18 protein-coding genes and 1 pseudogene are annotated in these 20,193 nt (G+C 73.6%); 6 read left to right on the forward strand and 13 right to left on the reverse strand.

Features of this window, described 5'->3' with window-relative positions; all coding sequences use genetic code 11:
• Window positions 1-284, forward strand: a pseudogene (locus ACYVG5_RS20440) (methyl-accepting chemotaxis protein); the annotation flags it as partial.
• Here ACYVG5_RS20440 and ACYVG5_RS20445 read toward each other — a convergent pair.
• From ACYVG5_RS20445 to ACYVG5_RS20455, 3 genes are read right to left on the reverse strand one after another with little or no spacing between them, the layout of a single operon-like run.
• Complete coding sequence (locus ACYVG5_RS20445; protein WP_222050497.1) at window positions 278-1,081, reverse strand: ABC transporter ATP-binding protein; 804 nt, start codon at window positions 1,079-1,081, stop codon at window positions 278-280. The pseudogene ACYVG5_RS20440 and the gene ACYVG5_RS20445 sit on opposite strands and share 7 nt — an antisense overlap.
• A 20-nt stretch (window positions 1,082-1,101) precedes the next feature.
• Entirely contained in the window at window positions 1,102-2,196 is a 1,095-nt protein-coding gene (locus tag ACYVG5_RS20450) for a FecCD family ABC transporter permease (protein WP_222050498.1), read from the reverse strand.
• A gap of 40 nt (window positions 2,197-2,236) precedes the next feature.
• Window positions 2,237-3,301, reverse strand: coding sequence for a FecCD family ABC transporter permease (locus tag ACYVG5_RS20455; protein ID WP_222050499.1), 1,065 nt, complete (start codon window positions 3,299-3,301; stop codon window positions 2,237-2,239).
• Between the two features lie 231 nt (window positions 3,302-3,532).
• Here ACYVG5_RS20455 and ACYVG5_RS20460 point away from each other — a divergent pair, with 231 nt between their 5' ends.
• Together ACYVG5_RS20460 and ACYVG5_RS20465 are read left to right on the forward strand one after the other, a co-directional pair.
• Window positions 3,533-4,714: an acyl-CoA dehydrogenase family protein gene (locus ACYVG5_RS20460; protein ID WP_222050500.1), complete on the forward strand. Its 1,182-nt coding sequence runs from the start codon at window positions 3,533-3,535 to the stop codon at window positions 4,712-4,714.
• Window positions 4,715-4,746: 32 nt separating this feature from the next.
• On the forward strand, window positions 4,747-5,016 hold the full coding sequence (locus tag ACYVG5_RS20465) for a DUF2277 domain-containing protein (protein ID WP_222050501.1): 270 nt from the start codon (window positions 4,747-4,749) through the stop codon (window positions 5,014-5,016).
• A 22-nt stretch (window positions 5,017-5,038) separates the two neighbouring features.
• Here ACYVG5_RS20465 and ACYVG5_RS20470 read toward each other — a convergent pair whose 3' ends face one another.
• From ACYVG5_RS20470 to ACYVG5_RS20500, 7 genes are all read right to left on the reverse strand, one after another.
• Window positions 5,039-6,223 (reverse strand): LLM class flavin-dependent oxidoreductase, encoded by a 1,185-nt coding sequence (locus ACYVG5_RS20470; RefSeq protein WP_222050502.1) that lies wholly within the window; start codon window positions 6,221-6,223, stop codon window positions 5,039-5,041.
• A 215-nt stretch (window positions 6,224-6,438) separates the two neighbouring features.
• Window positions 6,439-7,677 (reverse strand): bifunctional 3,4-dihydroxy-2-butanone-4-phosphate synthase/GTP cyclohydrolase II, encoded by a 1,239-nt coding sequence (locus tag ACYVG5_RS20475; protein ID WP_222050503.1) that lies wholly within the window; start codon window positions 7,675-7,677, stop codon window positions 6,439-6,441.
• Window positions 7,674-8,192, reverse strand: coding sequence for a flavin reductase family protein (locus ACYVG5_RS20480; protein ID WP_222050504.1), 519 nt, complete (start codon window positions 8,190-8,192; stop codon window positions 7,674-7,676). Before ACYVG5_RS20480 ends, ACYVG5_RS20475 begins: the two co-directional genes overlap by 4 nt.
• Before the next feature lie 69 nt (window positions 8,193-8,261).
• Window positions 8,262-9,752, reverse strand: a complete 1,491-nt coding sequence (locus ACYVG5_RS20485) for an aldehyde dehydrogenase (RefSeq protein ID WP_222050505.1) — start codon at window positions 9,750-9,752, stop codon at window positions 8,262-8,264.
• Between the two features lie 124 nt (window positions 9,753-9,876).
• Window positions 9,877-10,431, reverse strand: coding sequence for a flavodoxin family protein (locus tag ACYVG5_RS20490; RefSeq protein WP_222050506.1), 555 nt, complete (start codon window positions 10,429-10,431; stop codon window positions 9,877-9,879).
• A gap of 18 nt (window positions 10,432-10,449) precedes the next feature.
• Window positions 10,450-11,382, reverse strand: a complete 933-nt coding sequence (locus ACYVG5_RS20495; protein ID WP_222050507.1) for a hydroxymethylglutaryl-CoA lyase — start codon at window positions 11,380-11,382, stop codon at window positions 10,450-10,452.
• 1 nt (window position 11,383) lies between these two features.
• Window positions 11,384-12,619 carry a CaiB/BaiF CoA transferase family protein gene (locus ACYVG5_RS20500; RefSeq protein ID WP_222050508.1) on the reverse strand — a complete coding sequence of 412 codons (1,236 nt, stop codon included), beginning with the start codon at window positions 12,617-12,619 and terminating at the stop codon, window positions 11,384-11,386.
• A 194-nt stretch (window positions 12,620-12,813) separates the two neighbouring features.
• On the opposite strand from ACYVG5_RS20500, the gene ACYVG5_RS20505 reads away from it, so the two are divergent.
• Together ACYVG5_RS20505 and ACYVG5_RS20510 are read left to right on the forward strand one after the other, a co-directional pair.
• On the forward strand, window positions 12,814-13,377 hold the full coding sequence (locus tag ACYVG5_RS20505) for a DinB family protein (protein ID WP_222050509.1): 564 nt from the start codon (window positions 12,814-12,816) through the stop codon (window positions 13,375-13,377).
• Window positions 13,377-14,396 (forward strand): zinc-dependent alcohol dehydrogenase, encoded by a 1,020-nt coding sequence (locus tag ACYVG5_RS20510; RefSeq protein WP_222050510.1) that lies wholly within the window; start codon window positions 13,377-13,379, stop codon window positions 14,394-14,396. Before ACYVG5_RS20505 ends, ACYVG5_RS20510 begins: the two co-directional genes overlap by 1 nt.
• A 12-nt stretch (window positions 14,397-14,408) precedes the next feature.
• On the opposite strand, the gene ACYVG5_RS20515 is transcribed toward ACYVG5_RS20510, so the two are convergent.
• Both ACYVG5_RS20515 and ACYVG5_RS20520 read right to left on the reverse strand, forming a co-directional pair.
• Window positions 14,409-15,323, reverse strand: a complete 915-nt coding sequence (locus ACYVG5_RS20515; protein ID WP_222050511.1) for an SCO6745 family protein — start codon at window positions 15,321-15,323, stop codon at window positions 14,409-14,411.
• Between the two features lie 24 nt (window positions 15,324-15,347).
• Window positions 15,348-16,334 (reverse strand): AraC family transcriptional regulator, encoded by a 987-nt coding sequence (locus ACYVG5_RS20520; RefSeq protein WP_222050512.1) that lies wholly within the window; start codon window positions 16,332-16,334, stop codon window positions 15,348-15,350.
• Between the two features lie 218 nt (window positions 16,335-16,552).
• Between ACYVG5_RS20520 and ACYVG5_RS20525 the strand changes: the two genes are divergently transcribed.
• On the forward strand, window positions 16,553-18,874 hold the full coding sequence (locus tag ACYVG5_RS20525) for a transketolase-like TK C-terminal-containing protein (protein ID WP_222050513.1): 2,322 nt from the start codon (window positions 16,553-16,555) through the stop codon (window positions 18,872-18,874).
• A gap of 92 nt (window positions 18,875-18,966) precedes the next feature.
• On the opposite strand, the gene ACYVG5_RS20530 is transcribed toward ACYVG5_RS20525, so the two are convergent.
• The gene (locus ACYVG5_RS20530; protein WP_222050514.1) at window positions 18,967-20,106 is read right to left on the reverse strand and encodes an LLM class flavin-dependent oxidoreductase; all 1,140 of its coding nucleotides are present in this window, start codon (window positions 20,104-20,106) and stop codon (window positions 18,967-18,969) included.
• Between the last annotated feature and the right edge of the window lie 87 nt (window positions 20,107-20,193).

Below are 20,193 nucleotides of genomic sequence, written 5' to 3' on the forward strand. Positions count from 1 at the left end.
CGATCGGGGCGATCGGGCGGATCTCGGAGGTGATCGGGTCGATCAACGATTTCCAGCTGACGATCGCCTCGGCGGTGGAGGAGCAGACGGCCACGACGAACGAGATGTCCCGGTCGGTTCAGGAGGCGGCCAGTGGGTCGGGTGAGATCGCCATGAACATCACCGGTGTCTCGGCTGCGGCGTCCTCGACCACCCAGGCGCTGACCCAGACGAAGGTCGCGGTGGACGAGCTGTCCCGGATGGCCAGCGACCTACGCACCACGGTCGGCCGCTTCACCTACTGAGGGCGGCGCAGGCGGCGGACCGGCACCACCATCGGCGTCCCGGTCACCGGGTCGGGCACCACCCGCGCCTCCAGCTCGAACACCTCGGCAAGCAGTTGCTCGGTGAGCACCTCGTCCGGGGTTCCGGCGGCGACCAGCACGCCGTCCTTCATCGCGACGAGGCGCGCCGCGTAGCGGGCGGCCAGGTTCAGGTCGTGCAGCACGACGGCGACCGTGCGGCCGCGCTCGGTGTGCAGCCGTTGCACCAGTTCCAGCACGTCGACCTGGTGGGCCAGGTCGAGGTAGGTGGTCGGCTCGTCGAGCAGCAGCAGGTCGGTGCCCTGGGCCAGCGCCATGGAGATCCAGGCCCGCTGCCGCTGCCCACCCGAGAGCGCGTCGACCGGGGAGTCGGCCAGCTCGGTCATGTCGGTCCAGGCCAGCGCCTCGGCGACCACGTCGGCGTCGTCGGAGGACCACTGCCGCAGCCACGTCTGGTGCGGGTGCCGGCCGCGGGCCACCAGGTCGGCGACGGTGAGCCCCTCGGGCGCCAGCGGCGTCTGCGGCAGCAGCCCCAGCACCTTGGCGACCTCCCGGGTCGGGGTGGCGGTGATCGCCCGACCGTCGAGCAGCACCGTGCCCGACGTCGGCCGCAGCAGCCGGCCCAGCGCCCGCAGCAGGGTGGACTTGCCGCAGCCGTTCGGGCCGATGATCGCGGTGAACGACCCGTCGGTGAGCGTGAGGTCCAGCGAGTCGACGACGACGTGGTCGCCGTAGGCCAGCCGGACCCCCTCGGCGGCCAGCCGGACGGGCGCCGTCATACGCGGAGTCTCCAGAGCGGTCACAGGGTGGATCGCCGCCTTCCGCGGACGAGGAGCCAGAGCAGGTACGGGGCGCCCACCACGGCGGTGAGGACACCGACCGGGAACGTCTCGGGCAGCACGGTGCGGGCCACCAGATCGCTGGTGACCAGCAGCAGCGCGCCCAGCAGCCCGGAGGCGATCAGCGGCGGCCGGGAGCCGCCGGCGAGCCGGACGGCGATCTGCGGGACGACGAGGGCGACGAACTGGATCGGCCCGGCCGCCGAGACGGCGAACGCCGCCAGCGCCACCCCCACCACGACGACGGCGCCCTGGGCCAGCGGCACCCGTACGCCCAGCGACCGGGCGGTCTCGTCGCCGAACTGCAGCACGCCGAGCACCCGGCCCATCGCCAGCGCGAGCGGCACCAGGACCACCAGCGCCAGGGCCAGCGGCTGGGCCTGGTCCCAGCCGCGACCGTTCAGCGACCCGGTGATCCAGACGTTGGCCGCGGCGGCGTCCCAGATCGCGCTGCGGGTGAGCATGTACTGGACCACTGCCATCGCCATCGCCGACAGTCCGATGCCGATCAACACCAGCCGGTAGCCGTCCAGGCCCTGGCGCCAGGCGAGCCCGAACACCAGGAACGAGGCCACCAGCCCACCGGCCAGCGCGGCGGCGGGCACGCCGATCCCACCGAGCAGCCCGCCGGCCGTGGTCGTCGTCCCGCCGAGCACGATCACCGCGACCGCCCCGATCGCCGCGCCCTGGGTGACGCCCAGGATGTCCGGGCTGGCCAGCGGGTTGCGCGCGAACGTCTGGATCAGCGCGCCGGACAGCCCCAGCGCCAGCCCGACCAGCACCGCGACGACGATCCGCGGCGCCCGCAGCTCCAGCACGATGAACCGCTGGGTGTCCTCGCCGGCCCCGAGCAGGACGCCGAGCACGTCGGGGACGCTGATCGGGAAGTCGCCGCGCCCCAGGCTCAGCGCCGCCGCGCCCACCAGCATCACCAGCACGGCCAGCGGCACCACGAGCCGGCGCGGCCGGTAGACGCCGGAGAACGGGCCCACCCGGACCGCCCGGCGGGGCTGCGGGGAGGTCGCGGGTTCCCGGGTCGGGAGGGTGGCCGTCACGGGCCCTCCTCGCCGGCGCGCGCCGGCCGCACGGGCGTGCTCACAGCTGCACCAGCCGGCGGCGGCGGACCAGGGCGATGAAGAACGGCGTGCCGACGACGGCGAGCACGATGCCCACCTGCAGCTCCCCGGGGCGGGCGATGATCCGGCCCAGCACGTCGGCCAGCAGCAGGAAGACCACGCCGAGCAGCCCCGAGTAGGGGATCAGCCAGCGGTGGTCGGGGCCGGTCACCGCCCGCGCGATGTGCGGCACCACCAGCCCGACGAAGGCGATCGGACCGCAGGCGGCGGTGGCGGCGCCGGTGAGCAGCGTGATCGCCGCCAGCCCGGTGGCGCGGGCCAGCCAGATCCGGGTGCCCAGCCCGCGGGCGACGTCCTCACCCAGGCCCAGCAGGTTCAGCGCCGGGGCGTTGACCAGGGCGAGCACCAGGCCCGCCACGATGAAGGGGGCCACCTGGCCCACGACCTCGGAGTCGCGGCCGGCGAGCGCACCGACCACCCAGAACCGGAAGGCGTCCAGCGTGGTGGTCTCCCGGATGGTCAGTGCCTGGACCAGCGCGTACAGCAGCGCGGACAGCGCCGCCCCGGCCAGGGCGAGGCTCACCGGCGTCGCGCCGCCGGCGCCGGACGAGCCGATCGCGAAGACCGCGACGCTGCCGGCCAGCGCCCCGGCGAAGGCGAACCAGACGTAGCCGCCCGGGCTCCCCACGTCGAACAGCGAGATGGACAGCACGACGGCGAACGAGGCACCCGCGGTGACCCCGAGCAGGCCCGGGTCGCCGAGCGGGTTGCGGGTGTGGCCCTGCATGAGCGCGCCGGAGACCCCCAGTGCCAGCCCGGCGAGCAGCCCGATCACGGTGCGCGGCACCCGCAGCTGCCGCACGATGACCGCCTCGTCGCCGGGGGTCGCGGCGTCGGTGAGCGACTGCCAGACGGTGCCCAGCCCGATCGGCCGGGTGCCGACGGCGATGCTCAGCAGGCAGACGGCGACCGCCAGGGCGAGCAGCAGCCACAGCCCGAGCACCCGGGTGCCCGCGCCGCGCAGCAGGCCCCGCCGCCGCGGGGTCGGTTCGGCGCGGGGCAGGACGGCCGTGCGCTGCGCCACGTGCGGCTCCTGGGGGCAGGGTCGACTGGACCGACGTCCGGCCAGGTGAGGCTCACCTTACTCACGGTCGGGCGCCGTGGTCACCCCGCCGTCCAGCGACGTCCTCCGGCCCTACTCCTCGCGCGCACCGAATCCTGGCAACGGTGGACCGGCGGGAACTGGCGCCCGTGCTGATTACCCTCGGGCAGTACCGGGACGGCGTCGTCCCGACCCCGTCTGCGGAGGTCCCCCGTGCCCGTGCGTCGCCTCGTCCCCACCCAGGAGGCCGCCGACCTGCTCGACCTCACCCGCGACCTGGCGCGGGACGTGCTCGCCCCGCGGGTGGTCGCGGCCGAGGCCGACGAGGCGTTCCCGCGCGAGGTGTTCACCACGCTGGGGCGGGCCGGGATCCTGGGCCTGCCCTACGGCGAGGACCTCGGCGGGGGAGGCCAGCCGTACGAGGTCTACCTGCAGGTGCTCGAGGAGATCGCCGCGGTGTGGGCCAGCGTGGCCGTCGGCGTCAGCGTGCACGGGCTGTCCTGCTTCGGGCTGGTGACGGCGGGCACGCCCGAGCAGCAGCAGCGCTGGCTGCCCGAGATGCTCGGCGGGGAGCTGCTCGGCGCCTACTGCCTGTCCGAGCCGAACGCCGGCTCGGACCCGTCCGCGATGCGCACCCGCGCCGTCCGGGACGGCGATGCCTACGTGCTCACCGGTGAGAAGGCGTGGACGACGCACGGCGGCCGGGCCGACTTCTACAAGGTGATGGCCCGCACCGCCGAGGGGTCGCGCGGCATCTCGTGCTTCCTGGTGCCGGCCGGCAGCGCGGGGCTCTCCGCGGATCCGGCCGAGCGCAAGATGGGGCTCACCGGCTCGACCACGGCGACCATGCGGTTCGAGGGCGCCCGGGTGGACGCCGACCGGCGGCTGGGTGCCGAGGGCGAGGGGCTGCGGATCGCGCTGGCCGGGCTGGACGCCGGCCGGCTGGGCATCGCCGCGGTGGCCACCGGGCTGGCCCAGGGCGCGCTGGACGACGCGCTTGCGTACGCCAAGGAGCGGGAGACCTTCGGCGTGCCGATCATCGAGCACCAGGGCCTGGCGTTCCTGCTGGCCGACATGGCCGCCGCTGTCGAGACCTCGCGGGCGATGACCCTGCACGCCGCCCGGCTGAAGGACGCCGGCCTGCCCTACGGCCAGCAGGCCTCGATCGCCAAGCTGGTGGCCACCGACAGCGCGATGAAGGTGACCACCGACGCCGTCCAGGTGCTCGGCGGCTACGGCTACACCCGCGACTTCCCGGTCGAGCGCTACATGCGCGAGGCCAAGGTCATGCAGATCTTCGAGGGCACCAACCAGATCCAGCGGCTGGTGATCAGCCGGGCGCTGGCCAGGGGCGGCGGGTCCTCGACGACCGTGGCCGGTGCCGCAGCCCGCTGACAGCGGTCGCCGCCATCCCTAGGCTGGCGGGCATGTGCCGGAACATCCACGTCCTGCACAACCTGGCGCCGGCGACGACCTCCGACGAGGTGCGCGCCGCGGCCCTCCAGTACGTGCGCAAGGTGAGCGGCTCGACCAAGCCGTCCCAGGCCAACCAGGCGGCGTTCGACCGGGCGGTGGAGGAGATCGCGCACGCCACCGAGCACCTGCTGGCCGACCTGGTCACCACCGCGCAGCCGAAGGACCGCGAGGTGCTCGCCGCCCAGGCCCGCGAGCGGGCCGCGGTGCGCTACGCCCGCTGACCCGCCCGCCCGGGAACCCCCGTCAGTGCCGGAGGCCGGCCTCCACCATCAGGGGCAGGACCTTCTCGCCGAAGTACTTGAGCTCCTCGTTGTAGTCGATGAGCCCCATGATCATGCCGTCCATCCCGGCCTCGTTGAGCCGGCCCAGCTCCTCGGCGACCTGCTCCGGGGTCCCGACGATGGGGTAGCCGCCCCAACCGGCGATGAAGCGCTCCTGGTACTTCTTCACCGCGTGGTCGAAGGACTGGCTCGCCCCCGACCCGGCGATCTTGATGACGTTCCCCGCCGCGCCCCAGTCGCCCTCGTCGATGACGTTCTGGAAGGCGGCCTTCGCCTCGGCCTCGGTGTCCCGGCAGACGATCAGCCCGTAGGTCATCGTCGTGATGTCGCGCCCGTACTCGCTGCGGGCCTTCTCCTTGAGTGCCGAGGTGTAGCTCTTGGTGTTCTCCAGGGTGTCCAGCGAGGCGAAGTTGATGTCGACGTTGCGGGCGGAGAACTCGATGCCCGACTTGGAGTTGCCGGCGTTGACCAGCGCCGGGCGCGGGCCCTGCATCGGCTTCGGGTAGGCCTCGACGTCCCGGCCGTGGAAGTACTGGCCGTTGAAGTCGAACGACCCCGTCTCGCTCCACAGCTGGGAGACGTAGTCCAGCCACTCCTGGCCGAAGGCGTAGCGCTCGTCGTGCTGGCGCTGCTCGCCGCCGAAGATCTCCATCTCCGGGGTGACCCAGCCCATGACCAGGTTGAGGGCGAACCGGCCGCCGGAGATGTGATCGATGGTGGTCGCCTGCTTCGCGGCGACGATCGGGTGGATGGTGGGCAGGTGGCTGGTTGCCGCGATGGCGATGTTCTCCGTGGCCTGGGCGAGCCCCGCCGCCCAGGTGTAGGTCTCGAAGCAGTTGCCGTTGAAGTTGGTCGAGCCGCCGAAGCCCTTCCAACGGGCCACCGGGATCATCGCCTCGAAGCCGAGGGCGTCCGCGCGCTGGGCGATCGCGACGGTGTGCGCCCAGGTGGCCTCGTACGTCGTCGGCGCGTGGCTCATGATCAGGCCGTAGGAGCAGTTGGTGCCGAAGAGGCCCAGCTTCATCTTCTGGTCGTTGAACAGCGGGTTGGTCTGCTGCCGGTCGACCAGGGGTCCGGTCTCGGCGGCCGGGCGCGGGTCGGTGGGCGCGAGGCCGAGTCGCTCGTTGGCGGAGAGGGTTTCGGTCATGGGGTCTCCTCGAGTGCGTCGGGCGGGGGCGCGCGGCGCGGGATGTGCCGTGCGCCACGTCTGGAAGCGACGCTATGGCCGCCCGCGGGCCTTCGACAGCCGCGCAGCGCACCCCTTCGACCGCCCAGCGCAGATCTGTTCCTGCGCCTCTGACCTGCACGGACATGCCGACAGCCGCGCCCCGGGCGTGGGCGCGGCTGTCGGGGTGGACGGGGTCAGCCCCCGGCGACGGGGAGGTCGATCTGGTGCCCCATGCGCTCCCGCTTGGTGCGCAGGTAGCGGACGTTGTGCGGGGTCTCGACCACCGGGAGTGCGACCCGGCCGACGACGGTGAGCCCGTAGCCCTCCAGCCCGCCGAACTTCGCCGGGTTGTTGGTGATCAGCCGGATCCGGGTGGCCCCCAGGTCGCCCAGCACCTGCGCGCCGACCCCGTAGCTGCGGGAGTCGGCCGGCAGGCCCTGGGCGGTGTTGGCGTCCACCGTGTCCAGCCCCTGCTCCTGGAGCGCGTACGCGCGGATCTTGTGGCCCAGGCCGATGCCGCGGCCCTCGTGCCCGCGCAGGTAGACCACCGCGCCGCAGCCCTCGGCGGCGATCGCGGCCAGTGCCTGTTCCAGTTGGCCGCCGCAGTCGCAGCGCAGCGAGCCGAGGATGTCGCCGGTCAGGCACTCGGAGTGCACCCGGACCAGTGCGCCGGCCTCGGTGCGCCCGGCGGCGGCGATGTCGCCCATCACCAGCGCGAGGTGCTCGGTGCCGTCGAGGGTGCTGCGGTACGCCAGCGCCCGGAAGTCGCCGAAGGCGGTGGGCATCTGCGCGCTGCCGACCAGCTCGACGAGGCGCTCGGTGGCCCGGCGGTACCGGACCAGGTCGGCGATCGCCAGCACCGGCAGGTCGTGCTCGAGCGCGAACGCGGTCAGCGACGCCCCACGGCGCATCGAGCCGTCCTCGTCGACGATCTCGCCGATCACCCCGACCCCACAGAGCCCGGCCAGCGTGGTGAGGTCGACGGCGGCCTCGGTGTGCCCCGCACGGACCAGCACCCCGCCGGTGCGGGCCACGAGCGGGAACACGTGCCCGGGCCGGCGCAGCTGCTCCGGCCGGGTGCCCGCGGCGGCCAGGGTCCGGACGGTCAGCGCCCGGTCGGCAGCGGAGACCCCGGTGCCGGTGTCCACGGCGTCGACGGTGACGGTGAACGCTGTCCCGTGCGCGTCGGTGTTGTCGCTGACCATCTGCGGGAGCTGGAGGGCCGCGGCCCGGTCGGCCGGCATCGGCGCGCAGACGATGCCGGTGGTGTGCCGCACCAGGAAGGCCATCTGCTCGGTGGTGACGAGCTCGGCGGCGACGATCAGGTCGCCCTCGTCCTCCCGGTCCGCGTCGTCGACGACGATGACCATCCGCCCGGCGGCCAGCGCGGCGACGGCGGTCTGGACCGCCTCGGCCGGGGAGCGACGGGTCATGATGCGTCCAGCTCCAGTGCGGCGTGGGTGCCGAAGAGGCGCCCGTGGTAGGTCAGCGGCCGGCCGGCGAGGGTCTCGGCGGCGACGACGGTGCCCAGCGCGACGACGTGGTCGCCGCCCTCGACCAGCGCGGCGACGTCGCACGCCAGCCAGCCGGGTGCGCCCGGCAGCCGCGGCAGGTCGTGGTCGACGTCCCAGCGGACGCCGTTGAACTTGCCGGTGCCGCCCTTGCGGGCGAAGGCCAGCGCCAGTGCCGACTGGGTGGAGCCCAGCACGTTGACGCCGAACCGGCCGGACTCCCGCACGAGGGCGAGCAGGTCCGAGCCGCGGTCCAGCGAGACCAGCACCATCGGCGGGCTCATCGACAGCGACGCGAACGCGCTCACCGTCGTCCCGTGCGGCAGGCCGTCGGCCATCGACGTCACCACCGACACCGGTGTGGCGACACCGGCCATCACCTCTCGGAACCGGTCGGCCAGGGGCGCATCAGGTGTGGTCTGTGGGGCAGTGCTCATCGCGGGACCTCCTCGTCACCGGCGGGTGGGACCCCGGGGGCGCCGTGTGGCGCCCCCGGGTCGTGCACATCAGCCCAGTTGGAACGGGTCGCGCGTGCCACCGGTGAGCTCGATGAAGACCGACTTGTTCTCGGTGTACTCGTTGAGCGCATCGATGCCGTTCTCCCGGCCCATGCCGGAGGCACCGAACCCGCCGAAGGGCATGTTGGGCGCCACCACGCGGTAGGCGTTGACCCAGACGGTGCCCGCGCGCAGCTTCGCCGCGACCCGGTGGGCGCGGTGCACGTCCTTGGTCCACACCGCGCCGGCCAGACCGTAGGGGGTGTCGTTGGCCAGCTTCAGGGCCTCGTCCTCGTCGGTGAAGGTGTAGGCGGCCAGCACCGGGCCGAACACCTCCTCACGGACGATCGTGCTGTCCGGTCCGACGCCGGTGACGACGGTGGGCTTGACGAAGAGCCCGCCCCGCTCGGCGTCGGGCTCGCCACCGCAGGCGAACGTGGCGCCCTCGGCGGCGGCGCCCTCGAGGTAGCCGAGCACCTTCTCGTACTGCGGGCGGTTGGCGACCGGGCCCATCTCGGTCTCGGCGTCGTTGGGGTCGCCGAGCTTGATCGCGTTGGCCCGGGCGACGACCTTCTCCACCAGCGCGTCGTGCACGTCGGCGTGCACGATCAGCCGGGAGCCGGCCATGCAGGTCTGCCCGGTGGCGGCGAACACCCCGGCGACCAGGCCGTTGGCCGCTGCGTCCAGGTCGGCGTCGGCGAACACGATCTGCGGGCTCTTGCCACCCAGCTCGAGGGTGACCCGGTTGAGGTTGCGGACCGCGGCCTGGGCCACCTTGGCGCCGGTGGCCGAGGAGCCGGTGAAGGCGACCTTGTCCACCCCGGTGTGCGAGGCCAGCGCCTCCCCGGTGGACCGGTCCCAGCCGGTCACCACGTTGAGCACTCCGGCGGGCAGCCCGGCCTCGAAGAGGATCTCCGCGAACGCCACGGTGGAGGCCGGCGCGTGCTCGGACGGCTTGACCACGCAGGTGTTCCCGGCGGCCAGCAGCGGGGCGAGCTTGAAGGTGAGCAGCAGCAGCGGGGAGTTCCACGGGGTGATGGCCCCGACGACGCCCACCGGCTCGCGGGTGGTGTACGCGAAGTACGACTGGTTGATCGGGGGCACGGTGCGGCCCTCGAGCTTGTCGGCCAGCCCGGAGAAGTACCAGTACCACTGCGGCAGGCCCTTGAGCTGGCCCAGCATCTCGCGCATCAGCTTGCCGGAGTCGTTGACCTCCAGCTGGGCCAGCCGCTCGGCGTTCGCCAGGATGGCGTCGCCGCACCGGCGCAGGATCGCGGCGCGCTGGAAGCCCGACATCTGGCCCCACTCGCCGTCGAAGGCGGCGCGGGCCGAGGCGACGGCCAGGTCGACGTCCTCGGGGGACCCGTCGGCCAGTCGGGCCCACGGCTTCCCGGTGTAGGGGTTCTGCGACTCGAAGGTCTTCCCGCTGAGCGCGTCGACGGTCTTGCCGCCGATGAAGAGCCCGAACTCCTCGAGCCCGGTGGAGGTTGCGGACGTCATCGACCTCTCCTCTGTGTGGTGTGGTGCAGGTCATGCGGTCATCAGGAACGCTAGGCAGCCCTGCAGGCCGGGTCCATCCGCTCGGTGCCGTCCTCTGGCCGCAGAGCGCGGCCAGGTGGGTCGGTCAGACCTGCGGCTCGAGCCCGCGCAGCGTCGACGATCCGCGGACGGCGGCAGCGAGCTCGACCAGGGCCCGCCCGTGGGTGCCGGCCAGGTCCCGCACGGTCTCGGTCAGCGTCCCGGCGTCGACGTAGCCGGAGTGGTCGAGGTACAGGCCGGGGCCGAGCACCTGGGCGGCGAAGAACCCGGCGAGCACGGACCGCAACGAGTCCACGGCCAGGTAGTGGTGCGGGGTGGCGCCGGTCAGCACCACGGCCGCGACGGTGCCGCGCAGCGGCGCCGTCGACTCGCCGTACCGCCCGCGCTCGGTGTTCTCGAGCAGTTCCTTGAGCAGGCTGGAGTACGTGGCGCGGTACACCGGGCTGCCGAAGACGACGGCGTCGGCGTCCGCCATCGACCGGAGCACGTCGGCCGGGGCCTCGTCGACCAGCGCGAGCTGGGTGCACGAAGCGCCGGCGGCGCGGGCGCCGTCCAGCACCGCGCCGACGGCCAGTGCGGTCCGCGCGCTGCCGTGCGGGCTGGCGACCAGGCCCAGGACGGTCACGGGGGTGTCGGTCATGTCGGCTCCTCGGTCGGGTCAGTCAGGGACGAACGGCCCGCGCGGGGCGTTGCGCCCGCCGGCCCGGTACAGCGAGCTGGGCAGCGGGTGGCCGACGGCGCGCTCGGTGGCCGCGGCCGCGGTGAGGACGGCGTCGAGGTCGATGCCGGTCGCGACACCGGCATCGGTGAGCCAGTAGACGAGTTCCTCGGTGGCGATGTTGCCGCTGGCCCCGGGGGCGAACGGGCAGCCACCCAGCCCACCCACCGAGGCGTCCAGCGAGGTCACCCCGCTCAGCACGGCGGCCAGGGCGTTGGCCTGGCCGGTGCCCCGGGTGTCGTGGAAGTGGGCGCCGAGTGGGCGGCCCGGCGCGGCCTGCCGGACGGCGCCGAGCAGCTCGACGGTCCGCCGGGGGGTGACCGTGCCGATGGTGTCGCCGAGGCAGAGCTGGTCGGCGCCCTGCTCCACGCCGGTGCTGATGACGTCCAGCACGCGGGACGGATCGGTCCGTCCCTCGAAGGGGCAGTCCCAGGCGGTGGCCACGATCACCTCCAACGACCCGCCGGCACCGTGGGCCAGCGCGGCGATCTCCCCGACCGCGGCCACCGCCCCCGCCGTCGGGCGCCCGGCGTTGGCCAGACTGTGCGAGTCCGACGCCGACACCACGTACTCCAGATGCGCGATCCCCGCATCGACCGCCCGCTGCGCGCCCCGCAGATTCGCCACCAGCGCCGAGAACTGCACCCCGTCGAACCGGTGCAACTCGGCGGCCACTTCATCGGCGTCGGCCAGCGCCGGCACCGCCCTCGGCGACACGAACGACGTCACCTCGATCCGCCGCACGCCCGTGGCGACCAGCGCCTCCAGCATCGCCAGCTTCCCGGCCAGCGGCACCGGTGCCTCCAGCTGCAACCCGTCGCGCATCCCCACCTCGCGGACGTCGACGGTCGCCGGCAGGTCCAGCCCGGTCATCTCAGATCACCCCTTCGGTGGCCAGGTCGGCCAGGTCGGCTGCGCCGAGGCCCAGCAGCTCGCTGTACACCTCGGCGTTGTGGCTACCGGCCCGTGGCGGGCCGGCCCAGCGCAGGGCCCCCGGCGTGGCCGACAGCTGAGGGGTGATGCCCGGGCCGAGCACGTCGGCGCCCACCCCCTCGTCGTGGTGGGCCAGCACCATGCCGCGGGCCCGGAACTGCGGATCGAGGACGACGTCGGCGACGGTGTTCACCGGGCCGGCGACGACGCCGACCTCGTCGCACCGCCGCTGCACTTCGGCGCTGTCGTACTCCTTGGCCCAGACGCCGATCAGCGCGTCGAGTTCGTCCTGGTGCCGGCCGCGGGTGTCGTGCGTGGCGAAGCGTGGGTCGTCGGCGAGCTCCGGGCGGCCCATCGCCCCGCACAGCCGGCGGAAGAGGGTGTCCTGGTTGGCCGCGATGATGACGAAGCCGTCCGTCGTCTCGTAGGAGTTGGACGGGGCGATGCCGTCGAGCCGGGTGCCGCTGGGCTGCCGGACCACCCCGGCCCGGTCGTAGTCGGGGAGCATGGACTCGGTCACCGCCAGGCATGAGTCGGTCAGCGCCGTGTCCACGACCTGACCGGCGCCCGTGCGCTGCCGGGCGACGAGCGCGGCGAGTACTCCCTGGGCGGCGAACATGCCGGCCAGCGAGTCGCCGAGGGAGAGGGCCATCCGCACCGGGGGCTGACCCGGGAAACCGGTCACGTAGCGCATCCCGGACACCGCCTCGGCGACGCTGGCGTAGCCGGGGCGGCCGGCGGCGGGGCCGGTCTGCCCGTAGCCGGAGACCCTGGCCAGGACCAGGCCGGGGTTGACGGCGCTGAGTCGGTCGAAGCCCAGGCCCCAGCGCTCCAGGGTGCCGGGCCGGAAGCTCTCCACCACCACGTCGGCCTGCGCGGCCAGCTGCAGGAAGAGTTCCTGGCCGCGCGGCTGCCGCAGGTCCAGGGTGATGCAGCGCTTGTTCCGGGCGTGCACGGTCCAGAAGAAGCCGCGGCCTTCCTCGGAGGCCTGCCCCCAGGTGCGCAGCGGGTCGGGCCGGTCGGGCGCCTCCACTTTGACCACGTCGGCGCCGTGGTCGCCGAGCAGCCGGCCGGCGAACGGGCCGGCGATCAGGGTGCCCAGCTCCAGCACGCGGATGCCGGCGAGGGCCCCTGGGGTCGGGTCGGTCGCGGACGGGGCGGCCACTGGGGCGACCACGGCATCTCCTCACAGCGGTGGGACGGGGACGCCCCTGACGCTAGGGAAGGCGGACCGGTCGGTCCATCCGACGTCGGCTGATCTCCATCCGCCCAGCGCACGATCCCACCGGACCCTGGACGTCCGACCGGGGCACGTCCTAGCTTTCCGCTGTCCGTCGGGCACCGGCGCCCGACCGCCGCCGAGGAGGAGTCGTGTCCACTCCCGTGTCCACTCCCACCGTGCCGCCGCTGGTGGCCGAGCAGTCCCGCATCGCCGACGAGACGCTGACCGCGGTCGAGGACCTGCTGCGCACGATCGGCGACGCCGACCTGCACCGGGCCGACCCGGGTGGCGGCTGGACCGGGGCGACGATCGTCAGCCACATGACGCTGGCCGGGCTGCTCTGGGTGGCCGACGTGACCCGCCTGCAGGCCGACCCGGATCTCGACTCGTTCTACCGCGAGGAGATCGGGCACGACGCCACCGGCGCGGTCCCCCCGACCGCGGCCGAGGCGGCGGACAAGATCGCCGCTCTGCGCCGGACGATGCTCAGCACGCTGCCGCTGCACACCGAGGAGCTGCTCGCCCGGGAGGTCTCCATCACCACGCTGGGCCGCCGGACGGTCGCCGAGTGGCTGCCGGTCATCGTCGGCCACGTGGTCCACCACCGCGACCAGTTGCACGACGTGCTCCGCTCGCGGGGGTGCCTGCCGGCCCGCTTCGACACCGCCGCGGGCACAGCTTCGACCGCCCCCACGAACGGCCGGGGCGCCTGATGCGCGCCGCGGTGCTGACCGGCGTGGGCGCGGTGGAGGTCCAGGAGCGCCCGGACCCCAAGCCGGCGCCGTCGCACGTCGTCGTCCACGTCGACGTGGCCTCGCTCTGCGGGACCGACACCCACCAGTACGAGGGCCGGATCGACTCGCCCTTCCCGCGGGTCCCCGGGCACGACTTCGCCGGCACGGTCGTGGCCGTGGGGGAGGGGGTGGACGACGCGCTGGTCGGCCGGCAGTTCGCGGTCAAGCCGTCGCTGCCCTGCGGGGAGTGTGCGGCCTGCGCCGACGGGCCGTCGCTGGACTGCCCGCGCAAGAAGCTGATGGGCCTGTGGTCCGACGGGTGCTTCGCCGAGCTGGTCGCGGTGCCACGGGTCAACCTCGTCCCGGTCCCCGACGGCGTCCCGCTGTGGGGCGCGGCGCTGCTGGAGCCCTTCGCGGTCGGGCTGAACTGCGTGGACCGGCTGCAGATCGCCCTCGGCGACACGGTCCTCGTGCTCGGGCAGGGCCCGATCGGACTGGCGGTCGCCCGGCTGGCCGCGCTCTCGGGTGCCGGGCAGCTCGTCGTCACCGACGTCCGGGAGGAGGTGTTCGAGGTGTCGCGGGCCTTCGGAGCCACGACGTGCCTGGACAGCCGGGACGACGGGCTGGTCGACGCGGTGCTCGGGCTGACCGGCGGCCGGGGTGCCGACGTGGTCGTGGAGACCTCGGGCACGCCCGCCGCGTCCGCGTCGGTGATCGACCTGGTGCGCAAGGAGGGGAAGGCCTCATACATCGGCTACGCCAACGACCTGCCCGGCATCCCGGTCGTGCCGATGATGCTGAAGACGCTCACCGTGTTCGGCATCGGTGGCAACGGGGGCCGGGGCCAGTACGAGCGGTCCCTCGAGCTGATCCGCACCGGCCGGGTGGACCTGGAGCCGATCGTCACCCACCGGTTCGCGCTCGAGGACGCGCGGGAGGCCTTCGAGGTTGCGTCCACCAAGCGGGACGGCGCGATCAAGGTGCTGCTCGAGCCGTGACCTGCGCCCGGGTCAGCCGCTGACCCGCTTGTAGGGATCGGGCGGTGCGGCCCCGCCGGCGACGATCGCGGCCGACCAGCGGTCCAGCCGGTCGGCCAGCGCCGGCAGGGCCTCGCCGATCGGGGCGAGCACGCCGTCCAGGGCCGCGTCGGTCGCCGCCTCGATGTCGTCCCGCCGCTGCCGCCCCGCGGGGGTGAGGGCGCCGTCGGCGATCCAGCCCCGCTCGGCCAGCCCGGCGTCCGCGGCGGCCAGCGCCTCCGGCGTCCAGCCGCGGGTGGACGCGTAGGCGCCGCGCTCCCAGCCCAGCCAGTACTCCGTCACCAGGTTCATCTGCGCGCCGGTGAGACCTGCCGCGACGTTCGCCGCCTGGTGGACGTCGCCGCGGTACTCGCGGAGCAGGTTCGCGGCGTGCCACAGCCGGCCCCAGGGGTCGGCCGGCCAGGGCAGCGAGGTCAGCCCGGCGAACAACGGACGGCCGGCGACGTCGGCCGCGGCGGCGTCGGTGGCCCGCCGGAGCTGCGCGGCGGCGTCGGTCACCTCCCCGGCCGGCACGTCGGGCAGCAGTTCCCGCAGCGAGGCGACCGCCCCGGCCTCCCGCGCGGCCAGCACCTGGTCCCGGCTGCACAGGCCGCGGGCCTGCTCGTACAGGCCGGTCACCAGGCCGGGCTCGAAGACGCCGAACGCGGCCACGACGACCGGGGGGCTCGGCTCGCCCATCGGGGCGCTCCGTGCCCACACGTACCCGGTCAGGAAGTCCAGGCCGAGCCCGGCCAGCGCGTCGTAGGCCGGCCGGCCCCAGAAGCCGACCGTGGCGATCGGCTCGGCGGCGTCCCGGAGCCGGCGGGCGGGGCGGGCGGGCACCTGCGGGGCCGGGCGACCCGGGGCCGGCTCCCCGAGGAAGGCGGCCTGCACGTCGGCGTAGTCCACGTCAGCTCCAGGTCGGTCGGGCGTTCAGAGGCGCAGCGTCGCGGAGGGCAGCTCGCCGAACCGGTCGCGGTACTGCTGGGCGAACCGGCTCTGGTGGAAGAACCCCCAGCGCATGGCCACCTCGGTGACCCGCACCTCGGCGGGGTCGCTGTGCAGCAGCTCGGTGCGGACGTGGTCCAACCGCACGCGGCGCAGGTAGCTCATCGGCGACTCACCGAACTGCTGCTGGAAGGCCGCGTGCAGGGTCCGGACGCTCATGCAGCCGACCCGGGCCAGCTGCTGCGGGGTGAGCGCCTCGTCGGCGTGCTCCTCCAGGTAGGCCACGACCGGCGCCAGCCGCCCACAGCGCACGCTCTCCGCAGGTGCGGCCAGCGCGTCGGAGAACTGGTGGCGACCGGAGTGCAGCACCTGCGTCATCACGAACGCCTCGAGCTGCTCACGGGCCAGCGGCATCTCGGCGAGCCCGCCGGGCCGGTCGAGCTCGCGGGCCAGGAACTCCACCGAGTTGAGCAGGCTCGTGCCCGCCGCGTGCGTCAGGTCCAGGCCGAAGTCGAAGTCGACGACCTCGGCCACCGAACGGCCGATGAGGTCGCCGAGGTGGCTCTCCAGGCTGCTCCGCGGGATCTTCAGGATCAGCTGCTCGGCGTCCGGGCTCCAGCGCACCGTGTTGCGCTGGGTGGGGTTGAGCACCGCCCCGCTGCAGCGCGCCTCGGTCCGGGTCCGCGCGCCGTCGGACCGGTCGGCGTCCGTGCGCCCCGCCGTGGTGAGGTTGACGTGGTAGCAGTCCTCGGTGGGCGGCATGGTCAGCTCGGCGGCGGCCTGGTAGGTCAGGTAGCCCAGGGTGAGGAAGTGGTCGGAGACCGCGTTCAGCGTCATGTCGACGAGGTCGTGCGCCGCGACCAGGTCGTGCGGCAGGTAGACCCGGGTGACCGCGTCGCGCGCCTCTTCCAGGCTGCGCGTCCCCACGACGGGGAAGCGGGACAAGGGCGCGGTCGGTGTGCAGGTCTGCACGGGTCACCTCCGTGGCCGGAAACGGCCGGACGACGTCGTCCCCCCGTGTGGCACGGGCCACACACCGCGGACCATAGGCGTCGGGGCGTCGGGTAGGCCAGCCGTAGGGCGCACACCGATGTCCGCGGAGCGCAGTCCCGGCGGGTGCTGCGGTCGCGGGATGTCCGGCTGCGCCGCGCGGATTGTGCACGCCGACCGCGCGTGGTCATGCTGCCTGCATGACGCTCCTGGAGGTCCCGCAGCAGGCACACGGCGACGATGCGGCGCTCCGCGCCGTCGAGCAACGGGTGCTGTGGCTGGCCACCGCCATCGTCGACCACGCCAACCGGGTGCGGCCGAACCCCGGCGGGCTCAAGGTCGGCGGCCACCAGGCCTCCAGCGCGTCGATGGTGACGCTGATGACCGCGCTGTGGCTGGAGCAGCTGGGCCCGGAGGACCGGGTGTCGGTCAAACCGCACGCCTCACCGGTCCTGCACGCCCTGGAGTACCTGCTGGGCCAGCTCGACCGGGGGTACCTGACCACCCTGCGCGAGTTCGGCGGCCTGCAGAGCTACCCCAGCCGGCTCAAGGACCCGGTCCCGGCCGACTACTCCACCGGCTCGGTGGGCATCGGCGCCACCGCGCCGATCTGGGGTGCCATCGCCCGCCGCTACGTCAATACCCAGTTCGGCACCGGCGGGGCCGGCCGGCAGTGGTCGCTCGTCGGGGACGCCGAGCTGGACGAGGGGGCGGTGTGGGAGGCCGTGCTCGACCCGATGGTCGCGGAGCTCGGCGAGGTGGTGTGGGTCGTCGACCTCAACCGGCAGTCGCTGGACCGGGTGGTCCCGACCATGGGCGCGACCCGGCTGCAGGGCATGTTCGCCGCCGCCGGCTGGCAGGTGCTCACCGTCAAGTACGGCGCGCTGCTGGAGGAGCTGTTCAGCCGCCCCGGCGGCGCGGAGCTGCGCCGCCGGATCGACGAGATGACCAACGCGGAGTACCAGCGCATGCTGCGCCGCAGCCCCGACGAGCTGCGGGCGCAGCTGTCCGGCACCGGCCCGGCCGCCGAGGCGATCGGCGCCCTGATCGCCGACGTCGCCGACGCCGACCTGGTGACGGCGGTGCGCAACCTGGGGGGCCACGACCTGGCCGCGCTGCGCGCCGCGTTCGCCCAGATCGACGACACCCGGCCCACCGTCGTCCTCGCCTACACGCTCAAGGGCTATGGCCTGGCCACCGAGGGACACCCGCAGAACCACTCCGCGCTGCTGACCGAGCCCCAGCTCGGTGAGCTCGCCGCCCGGGTCGGCGTCGACCTGGACGATCCGTGGGCAACCTTCGAGCCGGGCAGCGCTCCGGCGGAGCTGTTGGCCGCCGCGGCTGCCCGGCTGCGACGTGCGGAGCACGAGGGCGCACCGCCGCCCGCCGTCCCGGGCGACCTGGGCCGCACCCCGTCGGGGACGGCGACGACCCAGGCCGCGCTGGGTCGCACTCTGCTCGACCTGAACCGGGCGGCACCGGAGGCCGGGGCGCGGGTGGTGACCATCAGCCCGGACGTCAGCTCGAGCACCAATCTGGGCGGCTGGGTGAACAAGGTGGGGGTCTGGTCGGCCGAGGACCGGCGGAACTGGTTCTCCGACGACCCCGAGACGATCCTGCACTGGCGCGAGCGACCCAGCGGCCAGCACGTCGAGCTGGGCATCGCCGAGACCAACCTGGTGGGGCTCATGGGGGAGCTGGGCTCCACGTGGAACCGCTGGGCCCAGCCGCTGCTGCCGATCGGCGTCATGTACGACCCCTTCGTCGCGCGGGCGCTCGAGCCGTGGTCGTTCGGCGTCTACGCCGGCGGGCAGTCGATCCTGGTCGGGACGCCGTCCGGGGTGACGTTGGCGCCGGAGGGCGGGGCGCACCAGTCGATCACCACCCCCTCGATCGGGCTGGAGCAGCCCGGCGTCACCACCTACGAGCCGGCGTTCGCGCTGGACACCGAGTGGTGCCTGCTGGCCTCGCTCGGCCGGCTGGGCCGGCCGGACGGCGGCTCGGCCTACCTGCGGCTGTCCACCCGGCCGATCGACCAGGCCCTGGCCGCGGTGCCGGCCGACCCGGCGGCCCGGGAGCGGCGCCGGCGGCAGGTGGTGGGTGGCGCCTACGCGCTGCGCCGGGCCGACCGGCCGGCGGTCACGCTCGTGGCGATGGGTGCCGTCGTGCCCGAGGCGCTGGTGGCCGCCGACCGGCTCACCGCGCAGGGCTTCCCGGCCGACGTGGTCTGCGTGACCAGCCCGGGTCTGCTGTTCCGCGCCCTGCAGGCGCGCCGCGGGCTGGACGACGCGGACACCGCCGTCCTCGATGCGGTCTTCCCGGCCGACCGGGCCACCCCCATGGTCACCGTGCTCGACGGGCACCCGCACACCCTGGCGTTCCTCGCCGGACTGCACCGGGTCCGCGGTGCGCACCTCGGAGTGACCCGGTTCGGGCAGAGCGGCGACCTGGACAGCGTCTACCGGCACCACGGCCTCGACACGGACACGATCGTGGGAACGGCGCTGGACCTCGTCGACTGACTGGCACCCACCGGGCCTCCCCACTCGCAGTTCCCAGGGCCCGCCACCGACCGGTGGCGGGCCCTGGGACCGTGTGCTCGGTGCCGCAGGCGTCAGTGACGCAGGCCGTGCTTCCGCATGAGCGGCATGACCTCGTCGCCGAACTCGACCAGCTCCTTGGCGTAGTCGTGGAAGCCGAAGATGGCACCGCCCATGCCGGCCTCGCTCAGCTCGGCGAACTGCTCGGCCACCTGCTCGGGGGTGCCCACCAGGTTCGGGCCGCCCCAGCCGGCGATGAAGCGCTCCTGGAACTTCTTGATCTGGCTGCCGAAGGACTGCGACTGGATCCCCAGCACGTCCATGATGATGTTGGCGCCCGGCCAGTCGCCGGCGTCGATGATCGCCTGCTGCGCGGCCTTGGCCTCCTTCTCGGTCTCCCGGCAGATGACCAGGCAGTAGGTCCAGACGTCGATGTTCCGCTCGTACTTGTCGTTGGCGAGCTGCTTGATGCCCTTGACGTAGGCGGGGGTCTCCTCGATGGGCAGCGCGATCAGGTTGATGTCCACGTTCCTGGCGGAGAAGTCCTGGCCGGCCGGGGAGGCGCCGGCGTTCAGCAGCGCCGGACGGGGGTCCTGCACGGGCTTGGGCCAGGCCTTGGCGCCGTGCGAGGTGAAGTACTTCCCGTCGACGTCGAAGATGCCCTGCTCGTTCCACAGCTTCATGGCGAAGTCCAGCCACTCCTGGCCGTACGCGTAGCGCTCGTCGTGTTCGAGCTGCTTGCGGCCGAACAGCTCCATCTCGGGCGTGAACCAGCCCATGACCAGGTTCATCCCGAACCGCCCGCCGCTGATGTGGTCGATGGTGGCGGCCATCTTGGCCGCGACGATCGGGTGCACGGTCGGCACGTGCGTGGTGGTGAAGATCCCGATGTTCTCCGTCGCCTGGGCGAGCCCCGCGGCCCAGGTGTAGGTCTCGAAGCAGACCCCGTTGAAGTCGGTGTCGCCGCCGAACCCGGTCCATCGCCCGACCGGGACCATCGCCTCCATGCCGAGCCGATCGGCGGTCCGGGCGATCTCCAGCTGCTGCTCCCAGGTGACCCGGAAGTCGGTGGGCGCGTCGCTCATGATCACGCCACCGCTGCAGTTGCTGGAGAAGATGCCGAGCTTGAGCTTCTGGTCGTTGAAGACCGGGTTGTCGGTCGTCGGCTTGTAGTGGCCGAGCAGTCCGTCGGCTTTGTGCATGGGCACGGTCATCAGTGGCCTCCTCGTCGGGACGCGGCTGCTGCCGCTGTCGACCCGATCGTGGGCGCCGTCACACCGCGGCACGATCCGCTGGACGAC

This window comes from Modestobacter lapidis, from assembly GCF_054780755.1.

What these genes read in the sequence shown, in the direction of transcription:
- ACYVG5_RS20495 (WP_222050507.1), bottom strand. Translation starts at nt 11,382, where the DNA reads ATGACCGGGCTGGACCTGCCGGCGACCGTCGACGTCCGCGAGGTGGGG.
- ACYVG5_RS20530 (WP_222050514.1), bottom strand. Translation starts at nt 20,106, where the DNA reads ATGACCGTGCCCATGCACAAAGCCGACGGACTGCTCGGCCACTACAAG.
- ACYVG5_RS20465 (WP_222050501.1), top strand. Translation starts at nt 4,747, where the DNA reads ATGTGCCGGAACATCCACGTCCTGCACAACCTGGCGCCGGCGACGACC.
- ACYVG5_RS20475 (WP_222050503.1), bottom strand. Translation starts at nt 7,677, where the DNA reads ATGACCCGTCGCTCCCCGGCCGAGGCGGTCCAGACCGCCGTCGCCGCG.
- ACYVG5_RS20480 (WP_222050504.1), bottom strand. Translation starts at nt 8,192, where the DNA reads ATGAGCACTGCCCCACAGACCACACCTGATGCGCCCCTGGCCGACCGG.
- ACYVG5_RS20485 (WP_222050505.1), bottom strand. Translation starts at nt 9,752, where the DNA reads ATGACGTCCGCAACCTCCACCGGGCTCGAGGAGTTCGGGCTCTTCATC.
- ACYVG5_RS20525 (WP_222050513.1), top strand. Translation starts at nt 16,553, where the DNA reads ATGACGCTCCTGGAGGTCCCGCAGCAGGCACACGGCGACGATGCGGCG.
- ACYVG5_RS20490 (WP_222050506.1), bottom strand. Translation starts at nt 10,431, where the DNA reads ATGACCGACACCCCCGTGACCGTCCTGGGCCTGGTCGCCAGCCCGCAC.
- ACYVG5_RS20510 (WP_222050510.1), top strand. Translation starts at nt 13,377, where the DNA reads ATGCGCGCCGCGGTGCTGACCGGCGTGGGCGCGGTGGAGGTCCAGGAG.
- ACYVG5_RS20445 (WP_222050497.1), bottom strand. Translation starts at nt 1,081, where the DNA reads ATGACGGCGCCCGTCCGGCTGGCCGCCGAGGGGGTCCGGCTGGCCTAC.
- ACYVG5_RS20470 (WP_222050502.1), bottom strand. Translation starts at nt 6,223, where the DNA reads ATGACCGAAACCCTCTCCGCCAACGAGCGACTCGGCCTCGCGCCCACC.